Below are 19,493 nucleotides of genomic sequence, written 5' to 3'. Positions count from 1 at the left end.
ACCGCCTTTGTGATGGATGGGTGGGTGGACAAGTGTGACGTTGTGGCGGGGGTCACGCGGGCGACTTTGCCGGATGGGCGGCGGCGAGAATCTCTGACGGTGCGGCGTTCCAGATCGCGTCGGTGTGCGTGGCGAAGTGAGCGAAGATCCTCTCGAGATGCTTGATCCGATGCGGCTGGCCCATCACCCACGGGTGGATGTTCAACGCCAGCATCCGGCCGTGGCCGGTGCGACGGGCTTCGTCGAGCAGGAAGTCGCAGGCGTCAATGATCTCGTCGGCGTAGTCGGATTCGGCATGCAGGTTGTCGCCGACGATGAAGCGGTCTTCCAGTTCCAGCGACAGCGGCATGATGGACAAGTCACCTTCGCGGGTGTGGAAGGCGTAGGGCAGTTCGTCGTTGACCCAGTCCGCGCACCAGTCGAGTCCGGCGGCGCGCAGCAGTTCGGGCGTGTTTTCCGATTGCGAGCGCGCCGGCGACAGCCAGCCGCGGACCGGGTGTGACGCATACGGCGCCAGCGCGGCGAGACTGCGCTCGATCCATTCGCGCTCTCGCGCAGGGTCGAGGCCGCCGTAATGAATGCTGTCCATGTTCCAGCCGTGACCGAGCAGTTCGAAGCCGGTGGCGTGCAGTCGACGCAAAAGTGCGGGATAGCGCTGCGCCAGCTCGCCGTTGACGGCGAGGCTGGCTTGCAGGTCGTGTTTCTTCAGCGCATCCAGCACGCGGAACACGCCCACGCGATTGCCGTAGTCGCGCAGCGTGTAATGGCGCAGGTCGGGGTAGGGCATGGTCATGTTGCCCGGCGCCTTGAAGCCCTCGCCGCGCGCATCCAGCGGAAAGTGTTCCAGGCTCAGGTTCAACCATAGCGCCAGCGGTTTGCCCTGCGGCCAGTTGACCGGTGCGCGATCGGCCAGCATCGACCACGCGTAGCGGTCCTGGTCCATGCCGTGGCGACGCATCGGATATTCGAGATAGCTGCGGTCCATGCTCATGCTGCGTCCTCCTTTGCCACGGCTGCGATCGCGGCCAGCGCATCGTCGTAGCTGTGCTTGAGATAGTGCTGGGCGATCTCGCGGCCGGTCGCCTTCCACACGCCGGCATGGCTGCAGATGTAATCCATCGCTTCTTCGAATGCACGGATGCGGTGCGGATGGCTGACCTGGTAGGCATGCAAGGGCACGCACATCACCGTGCCGCTGTGTTCACCTTCGGCGTACAGACGGTCGAACGCGTCCTTGATCATCTGGCCGTAACGGCGCGGCTCGATCTTGTTGACCACGTAGGTGATCGTGTCGTTGAGTTCCAGCGAATACGGCACCGAGACAAAGCGCTTGCCGCTGCGGGTATGCACCGGCGTGGGTTGATCGTCGTGGAACAGGTCGCAGGTGTACGCTCCGCCGGCTTCGGCGAACAGGTCGATGGTGCTTTCCGAGTGCGACAGCGCGGGCGCGAGGTAACCGTCGCAGTGCTGGCCGGTGTGCTGTTTGATCAGCGCCATCGACTCCTCGATCATCTCGCGCTCCTGCGCCTCGTCCAGCCCATAGGTGTAGCGGGTGTTGTAGATGCCGTGGCTGAAGAACTCCCAGTCGCGCGCCGCCGCTAGTTCGATCACTTCGGGGTGATGGATCAGCGTGGCCGCCGACAGCGAGACCGAACCGCGCAGGCCGTACTTGTCCATCACCCGCATCATGCGCTGGTGACCGACGCGGTTGCCGTAGTCGCGGGTGGCGTAGCTGAGTATGTCCGGCAGCGGGCGTGGCCACGGTTTGCGCTGCGGGTTGGGTGGCGGCGCGTATTCGTAGAACTCGATATTTGGCGCGATCCACAATGCGACCCGTGCACCACTTGGCCAGCTGATTTTCGGGCGGCTGTCATACGGCAGGTAGTCGAACAGGCCCGGATCGGACTTCGGGGTCTTGATGAGCGGCGTGTTCATGGCGATACCTTGCGCAGTTCTTCCTCCACCGTCGCGATGGATTCGACATCGGCGTACTTGAGCATGATGTCGGCCAGGTTGGCGAAGTGGGGAATCTCGTGCTTGTCGGCCACGCATTCTTCCACCACGGTGGTGCGGAAGCCGCGCGACAGGCTGTCGATGGCGCAGGCCCGCACGCAACCGGAGGTGGAGCCGCCGGTGATGATCAGCGTGTCGATGTGATGGAAGGTCAGCAGCGACCACAGATTGGTTTCGAAGAACGGGCTGGCCATGCGCTTGTGCATGACGATGTCGCTCGGCTCGATCTGCGCGCGCGGGTCGAATTCGGCGCGCTCGGAACCGTGTTTGATGTTCTGCAGCGAGTCGACGGTGTCGGTGCGCGTGCCCCACACACCGGCATCTTCGGCGGACGGCAGGTAGGCCACGTGGGTCCAGATCACCGGCAGCTTGCGCTCGCGGAATAGCACGGCCAGCCTATTGATGTATTCGATCTGGCGCGGATCGGTCTGGTACGCGGTCTTGAACGCATCCAGGTCCGTATAGGCACGTTGCACGTCGATATTGAGCAGCGCCGGGCGCTTGCCGAAGCCGAATTTCGCGCGGTTCGGCCTGGCTTTGACCTGCTCCCAGTATTCACGTGCAGTCAGACTTGAGGTTTCCATCACGGGCATGTGGGTTCTCCTGATACGTGGGATTTGATGGGCGGCTGCAGTCAGCGCATGGCTGGCTTGGGCGCGTCCTGCAGCACCAGCTGTTGGCGCTCGTTGCGCACCCTGAAGCCGGCAATGAAGGCGGCGACGATCAACACGGCGATGACGAGGAAGGCCACGTGGTAGCTGCCGAAATGGTCATACAACAAGGCGGTGATCCAGATGCCCAGACCACCGCTGGTGGCGTCGAGCAAGGTGATCGTGCCGAGGATCTTGCCGGCCGAGGACAGTCCGAACGCATTGACGGCGAGCAGCTGGATCATCGTGTACAAGCCGCCCCAGCCCAGCCCGAACAGCACCAGCGCATACCAGATCAGTCCGGGCTTCATGCCGGCCAGCAGCACCGCGCCACCGATCATGATCGCGATGTTGATCAGGAACACCCGCTTGGGCGCGTAGTAGTCGGCGAGGAAACCCAGCACGAATTTTCCGATCATCGCCATGCCGTACATCACCGCCATGGCGTTGCCCGCGGTGGCAAGGTCGAAACCCATGTCGCGCATGTACAGGAACAGATGGGCCGACACGGACAGGATGCTGTAGAAGGTCGTCATCGCGACCATCGCCAGTGCCCAGAAGGTGGGTGTGCGTATGGCTGCCGCATAACCGATGTCCGGCAGTTCATCCGTGGCGGCAGTCTCACCAGCACCGGCCTTCGCGTCTCGGGCACCGTACGGCTGCATGCCCATCTGCGCAGGGGTGCGTACCAGCAACAGCACCAGCACGAACAGCACCAGTGGCACCACCGACAGCCACATGAAGCTTTCGCGCCAGCCTAGTGCCGGCAGCATCGCCACGATGATCTTGGGCAACACCACGCCGCCCAGGCTGGTGCCGACCAGGGTGATACCGAGCGCGACGCCGCGCTTGGTCACGAACCATTGCGAAACCATGATCACGGCGACGTTGAGTCCGGCTGCGACCAGAACCGCGGCGAAGCCAACATGGATCAGGTAGACCATGCCGATCGAATGCACGTAGCCGTAGGCGAAGTACAAGGCGGCGAGCATCAGCGACCCGACCAGCGCCAGCCGCTTCGGGCCGACCCGATCGATCAGCATGCCGAGGAACGGCGCCATCAGCCCGGCCAGCAGCAGGGTCAGCAGGTCACGGAATTTCAGTACGGCGCGGGACCAACCGAATTCAGAGAGAAGCGACGGATCGAAGGCGGTGATGCCGGTAATGGTCAGGCCATTGCTGACCATCAGCATCAACAAGCCAAGAATCGCGATCAGCCAGGGGTAGTAGCGTTTCATCGTTGAACCTCTCGGGAGATCGAAGTCAGGGGTGGCGAGCAGCTTGATACGGTGATCATCATGCGTTGGCGAATTGCTGCGTTGTTGGCATTGACCGCGAGCAATCCGTATGTCTAAACTTTGTCCGGACAAAGTGTGCCACAATCTGTTGCCAAGGAGGAAGCCATGAATACCGTCATCGTACTTTTCAACCTCAAAGCCGGCGCAAGCCGCGACGATTACGAGCGTTGGGCGCGCGAACGTGACCTGCCGACCGTCAATGCGCTGGCTTCAGTGGATGGCTTCGAGGTGTTGCGCTGCAGCGGACTGCTGATCGGCGACGGCAAGCCGCCTTATGAATATGTCGAAATCATCCGGGTGCCAGACATGGCCGCGTTTGGCGCTGATCTGGGTGCACCGGCGGTGCAGGAGGGTGCGGCGCAGTTCCAGCAGTTTGCCGATAACCCTGTTTTCATCCTGACGCAGTCAGTGTGATGGTCGAGCAGCGCGAGCTGCCCTCTTGAACTCTCTCAACGTGTGGAAGATCCGATGTCCCGTTATCCCGAATTGAAAGGCAAGGTTGCGCTGATCACCGGCGCCGGTCGGGCTGGTGGCCTGGGCGAGGGCATTGCCCGCCGACTGGCCGCCGAAGGCTGTCGCGTCGTGGTCACCGATATCGGCCACGTGCGCGGTGCCGAGATGCCGGCTTCGGCGGTGGGCAGCAACGAAGCACTGGAGCAGGTGGCGGCAGCGATCGTTGCCGAAGGCGGCGACTGCACGGCGATCACGCTGGATGTATTGGAAGAAGCCCAGGTGCAGGCGGCGATTGCCGATGTGGTGGCGCGCTTCGGTGGCCTCGACATCCTGGTCAACAACGCCGGCATCGGTTACCTGATGAAGCCGATCATCGAGATGGAGGCTTCCGAATGGGATGCCGTGCTCGGCGTCAACCTGCGTGGCGGCTTCCTGTGCATGAAGCACGCCGCCAAGGCGATGATTGCGCAGGGGCGGGGTGGCCGCATCGTCAATATCGCTTCGCAGGCCGCCAAGTCGGCCTTCCCCTTTGCCTCCGCTTACTGCTCGTCCAAGCATGGACTGGTGGGGCTGACCCGCGTCGGTGCGGTGGAACTGGGGCAGCACGGTATCACCGTCAACGCGATTTGCCCGAACCATGTCACCACCGGCCTGGGCGCGTGGCAGAACGAATACTTCGCCAAGGCGCAGGGCGTGAGCGTCGAGGAGTATCTCGCGGCTATGCGCAAGCGCATTCCGCTGGGTCGTCCCGGCCTGCCGGACGATACCGCCGCCGCCTGTGCGTTCCTGTGCTCGGACGATGCGAACTACGTCACCGGCGAAGCGATGAACGTTTCCGGCGGCGAAGAAAATCATTAATCGGCGACCCCAGAGAACCTGTCATGTCAAAACCCGTCTACAGCTGGCCCGACAAAGCGCGACTCGCGCTGTCGATCGTCGTCAACGTCGAGGAAGGTTCCGAATACAACGTCGGCGAAGGCGACAAGATCACCGAGCCGGTGGATGAGCTGGCGGTGCATCTGACCAAGCCGGTACGCAACTACGGCAACGAGTCGAACTATCGCTATGGCGTGAACGAGGGCCATGCCCGCGTGGCCGCGCTGCTCGACAAGTACAACGTCACCGCGACCTATACCGCCGCCGCGTTGTCGCTGGAGCGTGCACCCGAAATTGCCGCCTATCTGCACCACAGTCGGCACGAGACGTGCTCGCACGGCTGGCGCTGGATCCATCAGTTCCGGCTGGACGAAACGCAGGAACGCGAGTTCATTCGCAAGGCCGCCGACAGCATCGAACGCACCACCGGCACGCGTCCGGTGGGCTGGCTGTCGCGCTACCTGCACACGGCCGTGACTCGTCGCCTGCTGCAGGAAGAGGGTTTCCTCTACCACATGGACGACTACTCGGCCGATGCGCCGTTCTGGGCGCCGGTCGAAGGCTCGGACCAGCCGATGGTGATCGTGCCCTATCAGCTAGACACCAACGACATGAAGATGTGGTTGGCGCCGTCGTATCTGCCCAGCCACTGGCTCGAATACGCGATTGATACGTTCGACGCCTTGTACGCCGAAGGCGCCGATGCGCCACGGATGATGTCGCTGGGCCTGCACCTGCGCATCATCGGCCGACCGGGTCGGATTGCCGCGTTCGAGAAATTCCTGAAGTACGTCGCCGACAAGCAGGGCGTCTGGTATGCGAAACGTCGTGGTATCGCGGAACACTTCGTCAAAGAGGTGGCGTCGCGATGAGCAACGCCCTCATCAATCCGCGTCGCTGCCTGATGTTCGTGCCCGGCTCGCGTCCGGAGCGCTACGCCAAGGCGATTGCCACCGATGCCGATCAGGTCTGCATCGATCTGGAAGACGCGGTGGCGCCGGGCGACAAGGACAGTGCGCGCGCTTCGGTGTTCGCCTTCCTTGCCGATGCGCCCGCCTCACGCAGCGAGATCGGCTTGCGCCTGAATCCGTTGTCCACCGAATTGGGGCAGAAGGATCTGGCCGAACTGAAAGACTCCGGCCTGGCGCCGGCGTTCGTGATGCTGCCCAAGGTCGAGAGTGCCGCTGAATTGCTGCAGGCCGACGCCGTACTGGCCGGTCGCGACACCTTGCTGATCGCGCAGATCGAAACGCCGCGCGGCCTGCTCGATGCCCGCGAGATCGCCGCTGCCACGCCACGGCTGCAGGCACTGATGTTTGGCGGCTTCGATTTCATCGTGGCGCTGCGCGGTCGCGCCAGCTGGGAAAGCTTTTTCCATCCACGCGTGCAGCTCGCCGTGATCGCCGCCGAGGCGGGCATCGGCTGCATCGACGTGCCGTTCCTCGACATCAAGGATGAAGCCGCGCTGGTGGCGGAAACCGATCGGGTGATTGCGTTGGGCTTCACAGCCAAGGCGGCGATTCATCCAGCCCAGGTCGGCCCGATCCAGCAGCGTTATCTGCCCACCGTGGATGAACTGGAGCGTGCACGCCGTGTCGTGGCCGCGCTGCAGGCAAACCGCGGCGAGGCGATCCAGCTGGACGGCAAGCTGGTGGATCGTCCGATTGAAATTGCGGCCGAGCGTGCGATTGCGCTCGGTGCGCATGGTGCACGCGAAGGCTGAGTCATTAGCGCTTATCCAATGTCTGGCCAGACGGCCATACGTCATCCAGATCCGGCCCGATCACGTAGGCCATTCAACACTACAGGAATCACTCCCCATGGTTCAGAACGTCAAGAAAGTCGGTGAGCACCGTTACCGTGAAACCTTCGGTCGCTTCTTCGAAGAATTCACGGTCGGCGACATCTACGAGCATCGCCCGGGTCGCACCATCACCGAAACCGACAACACCTGGTTCACGTTGTTGACGATGAACACGCATCCCATGCACTTCGACAAGGAATACGCGAAGGCCTCCGAGTTCGGCAAGATCATCGTCTGCTCGCCGTTCACCGTCGCCTTGATGGTCGGCATGAGCGTGACCGACGTCAGCCAGAAGGCGGTCGCCAATCTCGGCTGGTCGGAAATCAAGATGACCCATCCGCTGTTTGTCGGTGACACCTTGTATGCCGAATCGCAGGTGCTGGAGAAGCGCGAGTCCAAGTCGCGTCCGGGCGCCGGCATCGTCACCTGCAAGACCGACGGTTTCAATCAGGACGGCAAGCTGGTCAGCACGTTCAGCCGCACCATGCTGATCGCGCGCGAAGGCCATTCGATCGAAGACAAGGTCAACTACTGAGCATCCCTGCCATGAATGCACCCGTGAATGCCGCCGATACGCCCGTGTGGAGCGCTGACGACGAGAAGACCTTGCTCGATACCATCGATGCCTGGGTCGAAAAGTCGGTCGCGCCGATCGCGATGGAATACGACCAGGAAGACAAGTACCCGCACGCGCTGGTCGAGGAGATGAAGGAGCTCGGCCTGTTCGGCGCCACCATTCCGCAGGAGTACGGCGGTCTGGGTTTGCCAGCAGGTATCTACGCCAAGATCGTCACCCGCATCGCGTCGGTGTGGATGGCGCCCACCGGCATCTTCAATTCGCACCTGATCATGGCGTCGGCGATCGAGCGCTGCGGCACCGAGGCGCAAAAGCAGAAGTACCTGCCGCGGATGGCCACCGGCGAGCTGCGTGGCGGCCTTGGCCTGACCGAGCCGAATGCCGGCACCGACCTGCAGGCGATCCGCACTGTTGCGCGGCGTGAAGGCGATCATTACGTCGTCAATGGCGCCAAGACGTGGATCACCAATTCACTCAACGGCGACATGATCCTGCTGCTGGTGAAAACCGATCCGGATGCGCAGCCGCGGCACAAGGGCATGAGCATGCTGATCGCCGAGAAGGGCGAAGGCTTCATCGTGGCCAAGAAGATGAAGAAGAGCGGCTACCGCGCGATCGATACTTGTGAACTGGTGTTCCAGGATTACAAGGTACCGGTCGACTGCCTGCTCGGTGGTGAAGAAGGCAAGGGCTTCCAGCAGACCGTCGGTGGCTTGGAGCTGGGCCGCATCAACATCGCGGCACGTGGGGCGGGCATTGCGCAGGGTGCGTTGCGGTTGTCGCTTCGTTACGCGCAGGAGCGCAAGACGTTTGGCAAGCCGATCTGCGAGCATCAGGCGATCCAGTTGAAGCTCGGAGAGATGGCATCGCGCGTGGAAGCCTCAAAGCTGCTGATCGAAAGCGCCGCGCGCGCCTACGACACGGGCCAGCGCTGCGACATGGAAGCGGGCATGGCGAAGTATTTCGCCACCGAAACCGGCGCGTTCTGCGCGGAAGAGGGCATGCGCATCTTCGGCGGCTACAGCTATTCGACCGAGTACGAGATCGAGCGCTTCCATCGCGACGCGATGCTGATGTGCATTGGTGAAGGCACCAACGAAATGCAGCGCATCATCATTTCCAAGCAGTTGGTGGCGCGTAACCCGATCTGAGTGGTGCCGGATTGCCAGGCTTCCCGGAGTTGGACGATTTTCGCTGCCACGCGTGAGCGCACGCTGGCAGCCATTCACGCACAGGTAGCCTCATGAGTTCTCTTCCGCTGCAGGGCATTCGCATTCTCGCAGTCGAACAATACGGCGCCGGCCCGTACGGCTCGATGCATCTGGCCGACCTGGGTGCGGAGGTGATCAAGATCGAGTCGCCGCCGGGTGGTGATGTGTCGCGCGCCACCGGTCCGTATTTCCTGGGTGAAGGCGACAGTCAGTTTTTCCAGACCTTCAATCTCAACAAGCGCTCGTTGCGACTGGACTTGAAGACGGCTGCCGGGCGCCAGGTATTTGAGCGACTCGTCATCACGGCTGATGCGGTACTCAACAATCTTCGTGGTGACCAGCCGGCCAAGTTGGGGCTGGATTACGCCACGCTGGGCAAGCTCAATCCAAAAATCGTCTGCGCCCACCTGTCGGCCTACGGGCGTGACAACGAACGTGCCGCGTGGCCGGGCTACGACTATCTGATGCAGGCCGAGGCTGGCTTCATGTCGCTCACCGGTGAACCGGGTCAGCCGCCGTCGCGCTTCGGCCTGTCGATGGTTGACTACATGACCGGCACCACGATGGCGATGGGGCTGCTGGCGGCGCTGCTTGGCGCTGGACGCAGCGGAATCGGTCGTGACGTGGATGTCAGCCTGTTCGACGTGGCCTTGCATCAGCTCAGCTATCCGGCCACCTGGTATCTCAACGAGGGGCACGAGACCACCCGGCTGGAGCGTTCGGCGCATCCCAGCACGGTGCCGTGTCAGGTCTACCGCACGGCTGATGGCTGGGTGATGGTGATGTGCATGCTGGAGAAGTTCTGGCAAACCTTCATCGCCGGCATCGACTGCCCGTCACTGGCGACTGATGCACGCTTCGCCGACTTCCCGGCACGCCGCGCCAACCGCGAGGCGCTGACGCCACTGGTCGACGAAGCGCTGATGCACCACGACACCGCCTACTGGGTGGCGCAGTTTGCCGGCAAGATTCCGATTGCGCCGGTACTGGATGTCGCCCATGCGCTGGACAATCCGTACGTGGAGCGGATCAACATGCTGCAGTCAGTCGAGCACCCGCAGGGCACGCAACGGATGCTGCGCAGTCCGATCAAGTTGAACGGCGAGCGGCTTTCCGGCACGGCCTGTCCACCGCTGAGTGCAGATTCCGATGCCTTGCTGGAAGAACTCGGCTACTCCGCGCAGGAACGCGGGCAACTGGTATCGCAGGGTGTGGTGTAAGTACATCGTTGCCACGATGATCGACAGCACTGCCCGGAGACTCTGATGAAACTGGAAGGCGTGCGCGTACTCGAACTGTCGCTGTTCCTGCCGGGTCCGCATTTGACCATGACGATGGCCGACCACGGCGCGGATGTGATCAAGGTCGAGCCACCCACTGGCGAGCCGGTGCGTGAAGTCGGCCTGAAACAGGCTGGCGTGTCCACGTGGTTTCGCAACACCCACCGCGGCAAGCGCTGCATCGTGCTGGACCTGAAGAGCGACGACGGCAAGGCAGCCTTCGACAAGCTGGTCGCGTGGGCTGATGTGGTGGTTGAGGCCTTCCGCCCCGGGGTAGCCCTGCGTCTGGGCATTGACTACGCGCATTGCCGCGCGATCAATCCGCGCATCATCTATTGCTCGATCAGTGCGTTCGGGCAGACCGGTCCGAAGGCCACCCGGGCCGCCCATGATCTGGCGATGCAGGCCGACAGCGGGGTGGTCAGCCTCAACCTCGGGCCGGACGGTTCGCCGGCTTCGCCGCATATGCCGGTGGCCGACATGGCTGGCTCGCTGACGGCGCTTTCCGCCATCCTGATGGCGTTGTATCGCCGCGAGAAAACCGGGCAGGGCGACTACATCGACCTGTCGATGCAGGACGCGTTGATGGCGTGGCTGCCGAATGTGCTTGGCCCGCCCTTTGCCGAGCATCGCGATCCGGTCGTGAAGGAAGAGCGCAGTTGGGGCGGCAACGCGATGTATCGCCTGTATCGCTGCAGTGATGATCGCTGGCTGGCGCTTGGTGGCGCCGAGCACAAGTTTGCTGACAACCTGCTGGCTGCGTTGGGGCGGTCGGACCTGGCGCCGCTGTGTCAATTGCGACCGGGCAGCGGCCAGGATCCGGTCAAGGCGTTTTTGTCTGAAACGTTCGCCACGCAGACGCTGGCCCACTGGTGCGCGTTGCTGGAAACGCTCGACGTCTGCTGGGCGCCGGTGAAAACGCTGACCGAGGCCTTCAACGACCCGCATACGCAACAGCGTGGCATGGTCTGGGAAGCGCCTGATGGCGGTATGCATCTGGGCATCCCGATCCGTTTTGCTAACGAGCCGGGTCGCATCAATCCCCATCTCGACGCGTTGGGTGCTTCGACGGCGGACGTGCTGGCGGAGCTGAAACTGAAGTAGTCGGCGCATGTCATGCCGGATAGAAAAACACGCCCCGAACGGGGCGTGTTTCGTTTGGTCGCGACTACCGGCAAACCTACTTCCAGCGTGATTTTCCACGCACGTAACGGCCCGCATCTTCCAGCGAAGTCGGCAGGTATGCTGACCACAGGTTAGGCGGGAATTGCGGAACGTACGTATCGAACACATCGCGATACAGGTCCATGTGCACGATCGGCTGGCGGTGGCGCGCGCGCAGCTCGGCGATGGGTACGCGTCCGACGACCAGTTGTTCGTCCTTGCTGGTGGCCTGCGCCATCGGCTCGCCACTGGGGCCGTAGAACGCGGTTCCGCCTGCGCCGGGATCATCGAAGAACGGGCCGTTGTCCGGCGAGATCGAGTTGTTGACGACCGAGCTGTAGACGCCGTTGTACATCGCAGTGGCACCGATATCCATCGGCGAGAAGCCACCCGATGCGGTACGCAGGAACACCTCGGCGCCCTTCATCGCCAGTGCGCGGAACAGCTCCGGTTCGCGCTGGGTCGAACTGGTGCTGATATTGCCCAGTGGCGTGCGGTGTACCGGCAGCACGGCATCGCGGCCGTACATTTCCACGTAGCGGTCAAGTACATCGTTGATGGTTGTGGTGAACAACTCGAAGTCGGGGAACACGCCCTTGATGTTGCGTGCCTTCCAGTCCTTGCCGACGATCTCGCCCTTGTTGTTCATCACCGTGGTGATGGACAACACATGACCCGGCCAGTCCGGGTCCTTGGCGTAGGCACCGAACACGATCCAGGTGTCGTACTGGCGCGCTTTCTTGGCCAGCGCCTCGGTTTCCTCACCGGGGATTTCGATCGAGAACTTGTTGATCTCCGCGCGATCCCATCTGCGCCAGCCGGACAGCGGGAACTCGTGAAACTGCAGCAGGTCAGGCTTGGCGCCGTAGTAGAACGAGTTGTCGATCAAGCGCAGCATATGCGCGAGGTTTTCCTTCATCCCCGCTTTCCAGTTGCTCGCATCGAACGAGTGCACGCGCGACTGCACCAGCCCCAGCGTCCAGCTTGGCTTGGCCAGTTCGACGGTGTCATAGGTGCCGTCGGTGCGCATGTCGATGGGTTTGCCGGTCTTTGTCGGGGTGGCAGCGTGGGCCGCGCCGCCGATGCCAAGCACACCTGGCGCGACCACGCCCATGGTAGCTACGGCGGCGCTTGCTGCCGTGGCTGCGGTACTGGAGAGAAACTTGCGTCGTGAGTTATCCATGGAATTTCCCGAAGCTGCGTGAATTGCCCTCAACGAACGGGCAGGACGGACAGGCGACATGCCTTCCGCCCGGGGGATTGGATCAAGGCTCCAGTGGCTCGCCCGCAAAGCTCACGCCGGGGATCTGTTTCCAGTTGTGGCTGACGCGGTGTTCGTCGATCAGGGTGCGCTGGATCAGCCGGCCGCCCTTGTACCACTGCCAGGTGCGGTGACGGTAATTGCCACAATCGGATAACTGGATCATCTCGTAAAGCTCGATGTCGCCCTCGCCCTTGCGGCTCCAGTGCAGCATCAAGGTGCGATGAAAGTCGTCTTCCGGAATTTCCGTGCACCAGCCGTAGATCAGCTCGTTGTCGAAAATGATCCGGCCGAACGAATACGTGGTGGGGAAGTCGCGCACTTCGGTGCGGCCATCCGCCCAGCTGTACTGGTTGGTCTGGTGGTAGGGCATCTTGTCGTCGCCGGTGATGCGACAGATCAGACGCGAGCGGTGCTCGTCGGTCTTGTTGCCTTCGGTGTCGTAATAGCGATAGTCACCGTCCCATACGCCCTCGTGGCGGGCCAGTGCGGGCATGTGCCGTTTCATGTCGATCATGCGTAATCCTCTTTTCAGGGTATGGCGGGTAATGATTCAGTGTTCGCGCATCTGCTCGATCATGTCGGCCAGCGGTGGCTCGGCCGAGCCGTTTTCGAGCGCTTCGGTTTCCTGCTGCACGATGCGTAGCACGCGGGCAATGTAGTTCTGCATCCAGCGGCCACGCTCGGCTTCGCCTTCGGCATCGGGATGGAACTGCTCGATTTCGGCACGGCTCAACAGGCCTTTGCTTTCCATCACGCGTTCCAGTGCATCCAGCCGCTGACGGGTGACCGAATGTTCCATCGCGATCACCATCGCAATCGACAGCACGCGCTCGACGTCGGGGTCTTTAAAGAAATAGGGGCGCTTGCCTTTGGCGCGAGAACCGGCCAGGGCGATCGGGTCGATCGAATCGATATCGGTCATTTCCATGCTCCAAACATCGTCCATAGTGCGGCGCGACCAAAGTCCTCGCCCTCGTTGCTGGCGACCGGGAAGATGCTGCGGTCGACCACGCCGGCCACCTTGGTCTCGAAATACTTCGCTGGGTCGAAGCCGGCGTCGATCATCATCTGGCGCAAGTCATATTCATGCATGACACTCCAGAACGGCTCGTTGTTGTTGTAGGCGTCCCAGTCGCGCACGAACTGCTCGTACAGGTCCATGCCGGGGTACTGCGGCTGCTCCAGGTGTGCCGTCAGGCCGCCCGGCGCGAGCAAGCGTTCGACTTCACGCAAGGTTTTTGGCATCGACTTGGCCGAGCTTTCGTGCCAGAACATGGCGCTGCTTATCAGGTCGAAATGGCCGTCCGGATAGCCGGTTGATTCGGCATCGACCTGGCGGAATTCGAGATTGGTGACGCCCATCGAACGCGCACGGGCGTGGGCGTAGCGCAGCATTGGCGCGGCCACATCGATCGCGATCACTTCGGCATCCGGGAACGCTTGCGCCAGTGGCACGACGTTGTGACCGACGGTGCAGCCAAGGTCGAGGATGCGCTTGGGTTTGAAATCCGGGTATTTCTCTTTCAGCCACTGCGCCAGTGCCTGGCCGCCGCCATCGTTGTAGCGCCCGAGCATGCCGCCGGTGGTGGCGAAGATGCCCGCGTCATAGTTGGCGCCCGCGGAAATGTCTTCAGCCACCACTTCGGTGTGATAGCCGCCCGGCATGCAGTGAATGTCGACTGCACTGACGTGGCGCGGGATCACCACCGACGGATCGAGCTTGAGCGTCGGCGCATTGGTGTTGAGTGCGCGTGCCTTGGCCAGCAAGGGCTTGAGCTGGCGGAACACCAGGGCGCGGCCGGCCTGCTGGCGCATCTCCATGGTATTGCGGCGCAGCGCGCTCCAGGTCTGATAGATCGAATCACCGAGCATCGCCTTGCGTACTTCCTGGCGCGTCTGCGGCTCGCGTCCCTGTTCCTTCTCGAACGCCGGCTTGGCACGCTTTTCGTAGGCCACCCGGACTTTGGGACTGAGCTGGGTGGACAGATAGCCATTCATGTTGGCGAGGAAGTCGAAGCGTGCGGTGTCGTCATGCCCGCTTTCGGGGAAGACGCCGTGGCGACCGACATGCTGCCAGCTGGGTGGGGGAGTTTGTTGGCTCATTGGATATCTCCGTGCTGCGAACGGGAAACGCGTTTGCCGTGGGGTGTCGCTGGTGATTGTGGGGACAAACACCGGCAACGGAATGAACTTGAATCAGTGGACCATGATGGTCAGCAATCCGCTGGTGTCCAGCGTACCGCTGTAGGGAAGCTCGGGGCCGCCGATCTGCATGGGTGCCGCAATATGCAAGCTGCCGTCACCCTCGTCGACTGAGGCAAAGTTGGCCGCGGTATAGGTGCCCTTGTTGAGCGCCGACGTATCCAGCTTGATCACCGTCTCCGGCGCGATGGTCAGCGTCGGCTGGCTGGGCCTGGCTGGGTTGTTGTCACCGGCGAAAATGCCGCCAATGTCGGTTCCTACCTTGAGTTCAGAACCGTGTGCGGGTGCGGCCACCTTGAACTTCAGGGTTCCGCCGCTGATGGTGAGATCCTGCTGGCTGGTCGGGTAGGTCGATTGCGCCTTGCTGTCGCCACGGATCGCGCCGATGAAGGACTGCGGGCCGACGTTGATCGTGCCGCCGGAAATGGTCAGGCTGCCCATCGGACTGCTGAAGCTGGAGCGGCCCATCATGTTCAGCAAGCCACCGCGAATGGCGCTGTTCGGTCCGATCACTTCGCCATTGACGAGGTTGATCACGCCGCCTTCCAGAAGGGTCTTCATGTTCCACATGGAGGGGCTTTCGGTGGGCGTGTGTGCAAGTTTCTCGCCGGTGCTGATGTTGAGCACCCCGCCTTTGATGGTGGCAACGAGGTCATAGGTACGCTCAAGCGCCAACAGGGTGGAACGGTAGTCTCCCTGCAGGGTGACCGAGCCACTATTGAGATTGAAGTAATGGGCCTGCGCTGACGCATTGCCTGCTGGTGCCGCGGAAACCACGCCGATCTTCAGCATGCCGTCCGAAACATGGATGACCGGGCCAGGCTGGCCCTGTAGCCCCACGTTGATGTCACCGTTGCTGGCGAGCGAAAGATACTTGCCCAGCGTCCAGCGATCACGATTCAGTTTGTGCCGATCGTCGTATTGCACGGCGGTCGGCTTGCCATCGACGGTTCCGTTGCTGGTGATGTTGCCACCGAGAATGTCGATACCGCTGCTGCCTTGCAGGATGGTGTCACCGCCGCCCCCGCTGGATACCAGTTCGCCACCGTTCCAGATCAACTGGCCGGCATCGGCCGAGATGATGTTCTGGTTGACCGAGTGGAAGTTGAAGTTGCCGCTGTTGACTTCAAGATTTCCGCTACTGCTGGTCAACTTCCACGCAGTTTTTTCCCGGGCGGCCGCGACTTCGTTGGCCGCCGCCAAAGCTGCAAGCGCGTTGGCTTCGGTGAGCTGCACCGGCGCCATTTTGTTTGCGTCGCTGGAAGTGAACGCGTTGTTGATGCGCTCCTTGTCACCGCTGGCGAAGATGCTCTTGATCTCGTCGGCGGTATATAGGTTGTAACTCGCTTCAGGACTGCCGGGCTGCTGTGTCGGCTTTTCCTTGTTGTAGAGCGAAATGCTCTTGCCACGCGCAAGCTCGATGCCACGGGCGTAATTCACGGGTTTGGCAGTGCTGAAGTGGCCACCGTTGATGACCAGTCCGTGCTGACCCGTCATCACTACCGTTGCGGCGTGGGTGCCGTCGGCTACCCGGACGAACTTGCCCTTGGTGATCCGGTCGATCTCGAACTGGTGCACGCCTGCGGGGAATTCAATCGCGCTGGGCAACTCCGCAGCAAAGACAGAAGAGCCGAGGGCAAGCGCCAGTGAGAGTGTCAGAAACGAGGCTTTGAATGCCATGCAGGGGCTCTCTTGGCACGGGTGAGCATGTGCCGGGTTGCAGTCTTTCGAGCATAGGCTTAATGTCCGGACAAATGCAACTGCAAGTTTTTGTGGCAAAGCGATTGGGACGGGCGAATCGGCGGTGGAAGGAAAGCCTCCCTGTTTTTGCGCAGCACTCTGCTGGGCAATTTGTCGCAGCTGAGTCTGTCGAGTGGACAATATTGATTTAATGATATATTCATAGATCATATTAAACGTGACCTGCCATGTGTCGAGTTGTTTCTTCCTCACGGCTGGTCTTCCCTTCCTGGAAGCTGAGCGAGATGAACAATGGACAGACGAAATTTTCTCAAGAGCGCGGTTGGGGTTGCCGGGATGGCCGGTGTGGCGGCAATCGGATTGGGTGAGGGCACGGCGATGGCACTGGGTTCGGGCACGCAGCGTAGCGATGTCATCGTGATCGGCGCGGGGTTGGCCGGGTTGGCCGCGGCTTATGCGCTCGAATCGAGCGGGGCTCGGGTCACCGTGCTGGAGGCGAATGATCGCGTCGGCGGACGTCTGCACACAATCGAACATGACGGTATGCGTTTCGAAGTGGGCGGGGTGCAGGTGGGCGGCGGCTACACGCGCATTCATGCGCATGCCAAGCGGGTGGGCGTGACTATCGCGCCGCCAAAGGTGGATGTGCAGTTGGGTGGGCCTACCACCTTGCTGGTTTCAGGTCAGGCGTTGTCATCGACGGATTGGCGCGACAGTCCGCTGAACACTTTGAAAGGTCGCGAGCATGTCATTCCGCCGCCGGGTCTGCTGTATGCGGCGATGGCGCAGGCGGCTTTGCCCAAGCTGGCTGGTTGGGACGACCCAGCCAACCTCGCGTTGGATATTCCACTGCGCGACTATCTCGCCAGCAAGGGCTGGTCGGGGCAGGCGCTGGACTGGATGGATGTGGCCAACAGCTACACCTCGTTGCGCACGATCAGCGCACTGGATGCCTTGCGTCGCAATGCCGAACCACGTTTCGGCGGAAGGGATGTGCCGGGCTGGGTTACCGGTGGCAGCCAGGCGTTGCCCATTGCAATGGCGGCCTCGCTGAAGTCGCCACCGATCTTGCGCACCGAAGTGGTTTCCATCGAGCAGGGTTCGCGCGGCATCGAAGTCATTTGTCGTGGCGGACGTCGCTATCATGCCGACCATGTGATCGTTACGGTGCCCAGTGGCCCGTTGAGCCGGATCAAGATCAACCCTGCGCCGCCTGCGGCACAGAGCGCGGTGTGGGCCGCACGCCGCAGCAACTCGGTGACCACGATCCACCTGCGTCCGACCAAACCCTTCTGGGAGACTGATGGGATGCCGGCGGGCATGTGGAATGATGGCCCGATCCAGCGCGTACTGGCCATACCGGGCAGTGACGGCAAGATGGAGCGCCTGATCGTCTGGTTGAACGGCGCTGGTGCAGACCATGCTGATCGCTACGCACCGGCCAAGCGCATGGCGTGGGCGATGGATGAGCTGGCGCGCCTGCGCCCGGCCAGCAAAGGTGCGTTCGAGCCCTTGGCTACCCGAAGCTGGGGCAACGACAAGTTTGCCTCCGGCGCGTTCCCGGAAATTGCTCCAGGCCACGTTCCCCAGACCGTCGAATGGGCGGGCAAGACCTTGGGGCGGATTCACTTTGCCGGCAGCGACACCAATTTCGACTTGCCGGGCATGGAAGGTGCGGTGGTCACCGGCGAACACGCGGCGGCAACGATTGGCGCCACCCGTCAGGCTACTTGACGCAAATCATCTCCCTCCGCGGCCGCGCATGCGTGGCCCATTGACAGGCTCTTTTCATGGCACTCGATCCAATTGATTTGTACGATGTCCGCTCGCTGCTTACTGACGAAGAGCGCATGGTGCAGGACTCTGTCGGCCGTTTCGTCGACGAGCGCGTGCTGCCGATCATCGGCGACTGCTTCGACCAGGGCCGCTTCCCGAAGGAGCTGATTCCGGAGATCGCTGCGCTGGGCCTGCTCGGCGCAACGATTCCCGAGGCATACGGCGGCGCCGGCATGAATGCGGTCAGCTACGGCCTGATCTGCCAGGAGCTTGAGCGGGGCGATTCCGGTCTGCGCAGCTTTGCTTCGGTGCAGAGCTCGCTGTGCATGTACCCGATCTTTGCCTACGGCAGCGAAGAGCAGAAAAAACAGTACCTGCCGCGCATGTCCGCCGGTGAAGTGATCGGCTGCTTCGGCCTGACCGAACCGCATGGCGGCTCCGATCCGGCCAACATGAAGACGCATGCGAAGAAGGATGGCGGCGACTGGGTCATCAATGGCGCCAAGATGTGGATCACCAACGGCAACCTGGCGCACATCGCGATCGTCTGGGCCATGACCGACGACGGCATCCAGGGCTTTGTGGTGCCGACCGATACGGCCGGTTTCAAGGCGCAGGAAATCCACAAGAAAATGAGCCTGCGCGCCTCGGTCACCAGCGCGCTGTTCTTCGACAACGTGCGCGTGCCCGATAGCGCACGGTTGCCGAACGTGAAGGGCCTGAAGGGTCCGCTGGGCTGCCTGACCCAGGCGCGCTACGGCATCACCTGGGGGCCGATTGGCGCGGCCCAGGCGTGCCTGAAGGAAGTGCTGGACTACACCAGTGAGCGCATCCTGTTCGGCCGTCCGCTATCGTCCAACCAGGCGGTGCAACTGAAGCTGGCCGACATGGCCCGGCGCATTACCACCGCGCAGCTGCTGTCGCTGCAGCTCGGTCGTCTGAAAGATGCCGGCAAGATGCAGCCGACGCAGGTGTCGCTGGCGAAGTGGAACAACTGCCGCATGGCGATCGACATCGCGCGTCAGTGCCGTGACATCCTCGGCGGCGCCGGCATCACCACCGAGCACGGCGCAATCCGTCATGCGCTGAATCTGGAATCGGTGATCACCTATGAAGGCACCGAGACCGTGCATGAGTTGGTAGTCGGCCGTGAGCTGACTGGCATCAACGCCTTCTGAGGCGCTTTTGTGTGACATGGCAAGGGTGTGGGCGCATCGCGCGCTC

General features: G+C 62.2%; 19 protein-coding genes. 10 read left to right on the top strand and 9 right to left on the bottom strand.

Translation table 11 applies throughout. The features are described from left to right. Nucleotides 1-52: 52 nt before the first annotated feature. The 4 genes from PY254_RS12850 to PY254_RS12835 are packed head-to-tail and all read right to left on the bottom strand — an operon-like array spanning nucleotide 53 to nucleotide 3,901. Nucleotides 53-991, bottom strand: a complete 939-nt coding sequence (locus tag PY254_RS12850) for a polysaccharide deacetylase family protein (protein ID WP_281012438.1) — start codon at nucleotides 989-991, stop codon at nucleotides 53-55. Then, nucleotides 988-1,935, bottom strand: a complete 948-nt coding sequence (locus PY254_RS12845; protein WP_281012437.1) for a polysaccharide deacetylase family protein — start codon at nucleotides 1,933-1,935, stop codon at nucleotides 988-990. Before PY254_RS12845 ends, PY254_RS12850 begins: the two co-directional genes overlap by 4 nt. Beyond that, nucleotides 1,932-2,606 (bottom strand): isochorismatase family protein, encoded by a 675-nt coding sequence (locus PY254_RS12840; protein ID WP_281012436.1) that lies wholly within the window; start codon nucleotides 2,604-2,606, stop codon nucleotides 1,932-1,934. The genes PY254_RS12845 and PY254_RS12840 overlap by 4 nt, the downstream gene beginning before the upstream one ends. 41 nt (nucleotides 2,607-2,647) lie before the next feature. Next, the gene (locus tag PY254_RS12835) at nucleotides 2,648-3,901 is read right to left on the bottom strand and encodes an MFS transporter (RefSeq protein ID WP_281012435.1); all 1,254 of its coding nucleotides are present in this window, start codon (nucleotides 3,899-3,901) and stop codon (nucleotides 2,648-2,650) included. Between the two features lie 165 nt (nucleotides 3,902-4,066). Here PY254_RS12835 and PY254_RS12830 point away from each other — a divergent pair, with 165 nt between their 5' ends. From PY254_RS12830 to PY254_RS12795, 8 genes are all read left to right on the top strand, one after another. Further along, nucleotides 4,067-4,375 carry a RedY/HapK family protein gene (locus tag PY254_RS12830; protein ID WP_281012434.1) on the top strand — a complete coding sequence of 103 codons (309 nt, stop codon included), beginning with the start codon at nucleotides 4,067-4,069 and terminating at the stop codon, nucleotides 4,373-4,375. A 54-nt stretch (nucleotides 4,376-4,429) separates the two neighbouring features. Then, a complete protein-coding gene (locus tag PY254_RS12825; protein ID WP_281012433.1) occupies nucleotides 4,430-5,272 on the top strand; it encodes an SDR family NAD(P)-dependent oxidoreductase in 843 nt (280 codons plus the stop codon). A gap of 23 nt (nucleotides 5,273-5,295) precedes the next feature. Then, on the top strand, nucleotides 5,296-6,162 hold the full coding sequence (locus PY254_RS12820; protein WP_281012432.1) for a polysaccharide deacetylase family protein: 867 nt from the start codon (nucleotides 5,296-5,298) through the stop codon (nucleotides 6,160-6,162). Beyond that, entirely contained in the window at nucleotides 6,159-7,013 is an 855-nt protein-coding gene (locus PY254_RS12815) for an HpcH/HpaI aldolase/citrate lyase family protein (RefSeq protein ID WP_281012431.1), read from the top strand. Before PY254_RS12820 ends, PY254_RS12815 begins: the two co-directional genes overlap by 4 nt. A gap of 97 nt (nucleotides 7,014-7,110) precedes the next feature. Beyond that, nucleotides 7,111-7,629: a MaoC family dehydratase gene (locus PY254_RS12810; protein WP_281012430.1), complete on the top strand. Its 519-nt coding sequence runs from the start codon at nucleotides 7,111-7,113 to the stop codon at nucleotides 7,627-7,629. A gap of 11 nt (nucleotides 7,630-7,640) precedes the next feature. After that, nucleotides 7,641-8,822 (top strand): acyl-CoA dehydrogenase family protein, encoded by a 1,182-nt coding sequence (locus PY254_RS12805; RefSeq protein ID WP_281012429.1) that lies wholly within the window; start codon nucleotides 7,641-7,643, stop codon nucleotides 8,820-8,822. A 92-nt stretch (nucleotides 8,823-8,914) separates the two neighbouring features. Then, complete coding sequence (locus tag PY254_RS12800; protein ID WP_281012428.1) at nucleotides 8,915-10,102, top strand: CaiB/BaiF CoA transferase family protein; 1,188 nt, start codon at nucleotides 8,915-8,917, stop codon at nucleotides 10,100-10,102. A gap of 45 nt (nucleotides 10,103-10,147) precedes the next feature. After that, nucleotides 10,148-11,266: a CaiB/BaiF CoA transferase family protein gene (locus PY254_RS12795; RefSeq protein WP_281012427.1), complete on the top strand. Its 1,119-nt coding sequence runs from the start codon at nucleotides 10,148-10,150 to the stop codon at nucleotides 11,264-11,266. Between the two features lie 76 nt (nucleotides 11,267-11,342). Here PY254_RS12795 and PY254_RS12790 read toward each other — a convergent pair whose 3' ends face one another. From PY254_RS12790 to PY254_RS12770, 5 genes are all read right to left on the bottom strand, one after another. Next, entirely contained in the window at nucleotides 11,343-12,509 is a 1,167-nt protein-coding gene (locus PY254_RS12790) for a nitrilase-related carbon-nitrogen hydrolase (RefSeq protein WP_281012426.1), read from the bottom strand. An 82-nt stretch (nucleotides 12,510-12,591) separates the two neighbouring features. Next, entirely contained in the window at nucleotides 12,592-13,104 is a 513-nt protein-coding gene (locus PY254_RS12785; protein WP_281012425.1) for a DUF3598 family protein, read from the bottom strand. A gap of 36 nt (nucleotides 13,105-13,140) precedes the next feature. Next, on the bottom strand, nucleotides 13,141-13,512 hold the full coding sequence (locus PY254_RS12780) for a hypothetical protein (RefSeq protein WP_281012424.1): 372 nt from the start codon (nucleotides 13,510-13,512) through the stop codon (nucleotides 13,141-13,143). Next, entirely contained in the window at nucleotides 13,509-14,693 is a 1,185-nt protein-coding gene (locus PY254_RS12775) for a class I SAM-dependent methyltransferase (RefSeq protein ID WP_281012423.1), read from the bottom strand. The genes PY254_RS12780 and PY254_RS12775 overlap by 4 nt, the downstream gene beginning before the upstream one ends. Nucleotides 14,694-14,786: 93 nt before the next feature. Beyond that, nucleotides 14,787-16,472, bottom strand: coding sequence for a hypothetical protein (locus tag PY254_RS12770; RefSeq protein WP_281012422.1), 1,686 nt, complete (start codon nucleotides 16,470-16,472; stop codon nucleotides 14,787-14,789). A 312-nt stretch (nucleotides 16,473-16,784) separates the two neighbouring features. Here PY254_RS12770 and PY254_RS12765 point away from each other — a divergent pair, with 312 nt between their 5' ends. Both PY254_RS12765 and PY254_RS12760 read left to right on the top strand, forming a co-directional pair. Beyond that, nucleotides 16,785-18,227, top strand: coding sequence for a flavin monoamine oxidase family protein (locus tag PY254_RS12765; RefSeq protein ID WP_281012421.1), 1,443 nt, complete (start codon nucleotides 16,785-16,787; stop codon nucleotides 18,225-18,227). A gap of 56 nt (nucleotides 18,228-18,283) precedes the next feature. After that, complete coding sequence (locus tag PY254_RS12760; RefSeq protein WP_281012420.1) at nucleotides 18,284-19,447, top strand: acyl-CoA dehydrogenase family protein; 1,164 nt, start codon at nucleotides 18,284-18,286, stop codon at nucleotides 19,445-19,447. Nucleotides 19,448-19,493: the final 46 nt, after the last annotated feature.

Origin of the sequence: Rhodanobacter sp. AS-Z3, assembly GCF_029224025.1 — a bacterium.
Lineage (GTDB): Bacteria > Pseudomonadota > Gammaproteobacteria > Xanthomonadales > Rhodanobacteraceae > Rhodanobacter.
The sequence above is the reverse complement of the archived record's forward strand: the minus strand, read 5'-3'. Positions and strand labels throughout refer to the sequence as shown.

Excerpts from the sequence above, each read along its gene's own strand:
- PY254_RS12795 (WP_281012427.1), top strand. The coding sequence starts at position 10,148 with ATGAAACTGGAAGGCGTGCGCGTACTCGAACTGTCGCTGTTCCTGCCG.
- PY254_RS12850 (WP_281012438.1), bottom strand. The coding sequence starts at position 991 with ATGAGCATGGACCGCAGCTATCTCGAATATCCGATGCGTCGCCACGGC.
- PY254_RS12820 (WP_281012432.1), top strand. The coding sequence starts at position 5,296 with ATGTCAAAACCCGTCTACAGCTGGCCCGACAAAGCGCGACTCGCGCTG.
- PY254_RS12815 (WP_281012431.1), top strand. The coding sequence starts at position 6,159 with ATGAGCAACGCCCTCATCAATCCGCGTCGCTGCCTGATGTTCGTGCCC.
- PY254_RS12770 (WP_281012422.1), bottom strand. The coding sequence starts at position 16,472 with ATGGCATTCAAAGCCTCGTTTCTGACACTCTCACTGGCGCTTGCCCTC.
- PY254_RS12785 (WP_281012425.1), bottom strand. The coding sequence starts at position 13,104 with ATGATCGACATGAAACGGCACATGCCCGCACTGGCCCGCCACGAGGGC.
- PY254_RS12775 (WP_281012423.1), bottom strand. The coding sequence starts at position 14,693 with ATGAGCCAACAAACTCCCCCACCCAGCTGGCAGCATGTCGGTCGCCAC.
- PY254_RS12810 (WP_281012430.1), top strand. The coding sequence starts at position 7,111 with ATGGTTCAGAACGTCAAGAAAGTCGGTGAGCACCGTTACCGTGAAACC.
- PY254_RS12760 (WP_281012420.1), top strand. The coding sequence starts at position 18,284 with ATGGCACTCGATCCAATTGATTTGTACGATGTCCGCTCGCTGCTTACT.
- PY254_RS12805 (WP_281012429.1), top strand. The coding sequence starts at position 7,641 with ATGAATGCACCCGTGAATGCCGCCGATACGCCCGTGTGGAGCGCTGAC.
- PY254_RS12790 (WP_281012426.1), bottom strand. The coding sequence starts at position 12,509 with ATGGATAACTCACGACGCAAGTTTCTCTCCAGTACCGCAGCCACGGCA.
- PY254_RS12835 (WP_281012435.1), bottom strand. The coding sequence starts at position 3,901 with ATGAAACGCTACTACCCCTGGCTGATCGCGATTCTTGGCTTGTTGATG.
- PY254_RS12830 (WP_281012434.1), top strand. The coding sequence starts at position 4,067 with ATGAATACCGTCATCGTACTTTTCAACCTCAAAGCCGGCGCAAGCCGC.
- PY254_RS12800 (WP_281012428.1), top strand. The coding sequence starts at position 8,915 with ATGAGTTCTCTTCCGCTGCAGGGCATTCGCATTCTCGCAGTCGAACAA.
- PY254_RS12780 (WP_281012424.1), bottom strand. The coding sequence starts at position 13,512 with ATGACCGATATCGATTCGATCGACCCGATCGCCCTGGCCGGTTCTCGC.
- PY254_RS12840 (WP_281012436.1), bottom strand. The coding sequence starts at position 2,606 with ATGCCCGTGATGGAAACCTCAAGTCTGACTGCACGTGAATACTGGGAG.
- PY254_RS12845 (WP_281012437.1), bottom strand. The coding sequence starts at position 1,935 with ATGAACACGCCGCTCATCAAGACCCCGAAGTCCGATCCGGGCCTGTTC.
- PY254_RS12765 (WP_281012421.1), top strand. The coding sequence starts at position 16,785 with ATGGACAGACGAAATTTTCTCAAGAGCGCGGTTGGGGTTGCCGGGATG.
- PY254_RS12825 (WP_281012433.1), top strand. The coding sequence starts at position 4,430 with ATGTCCCGTTATCCCGAATTGAAAGGCAAGGTTGCGCTGATCACCGGC.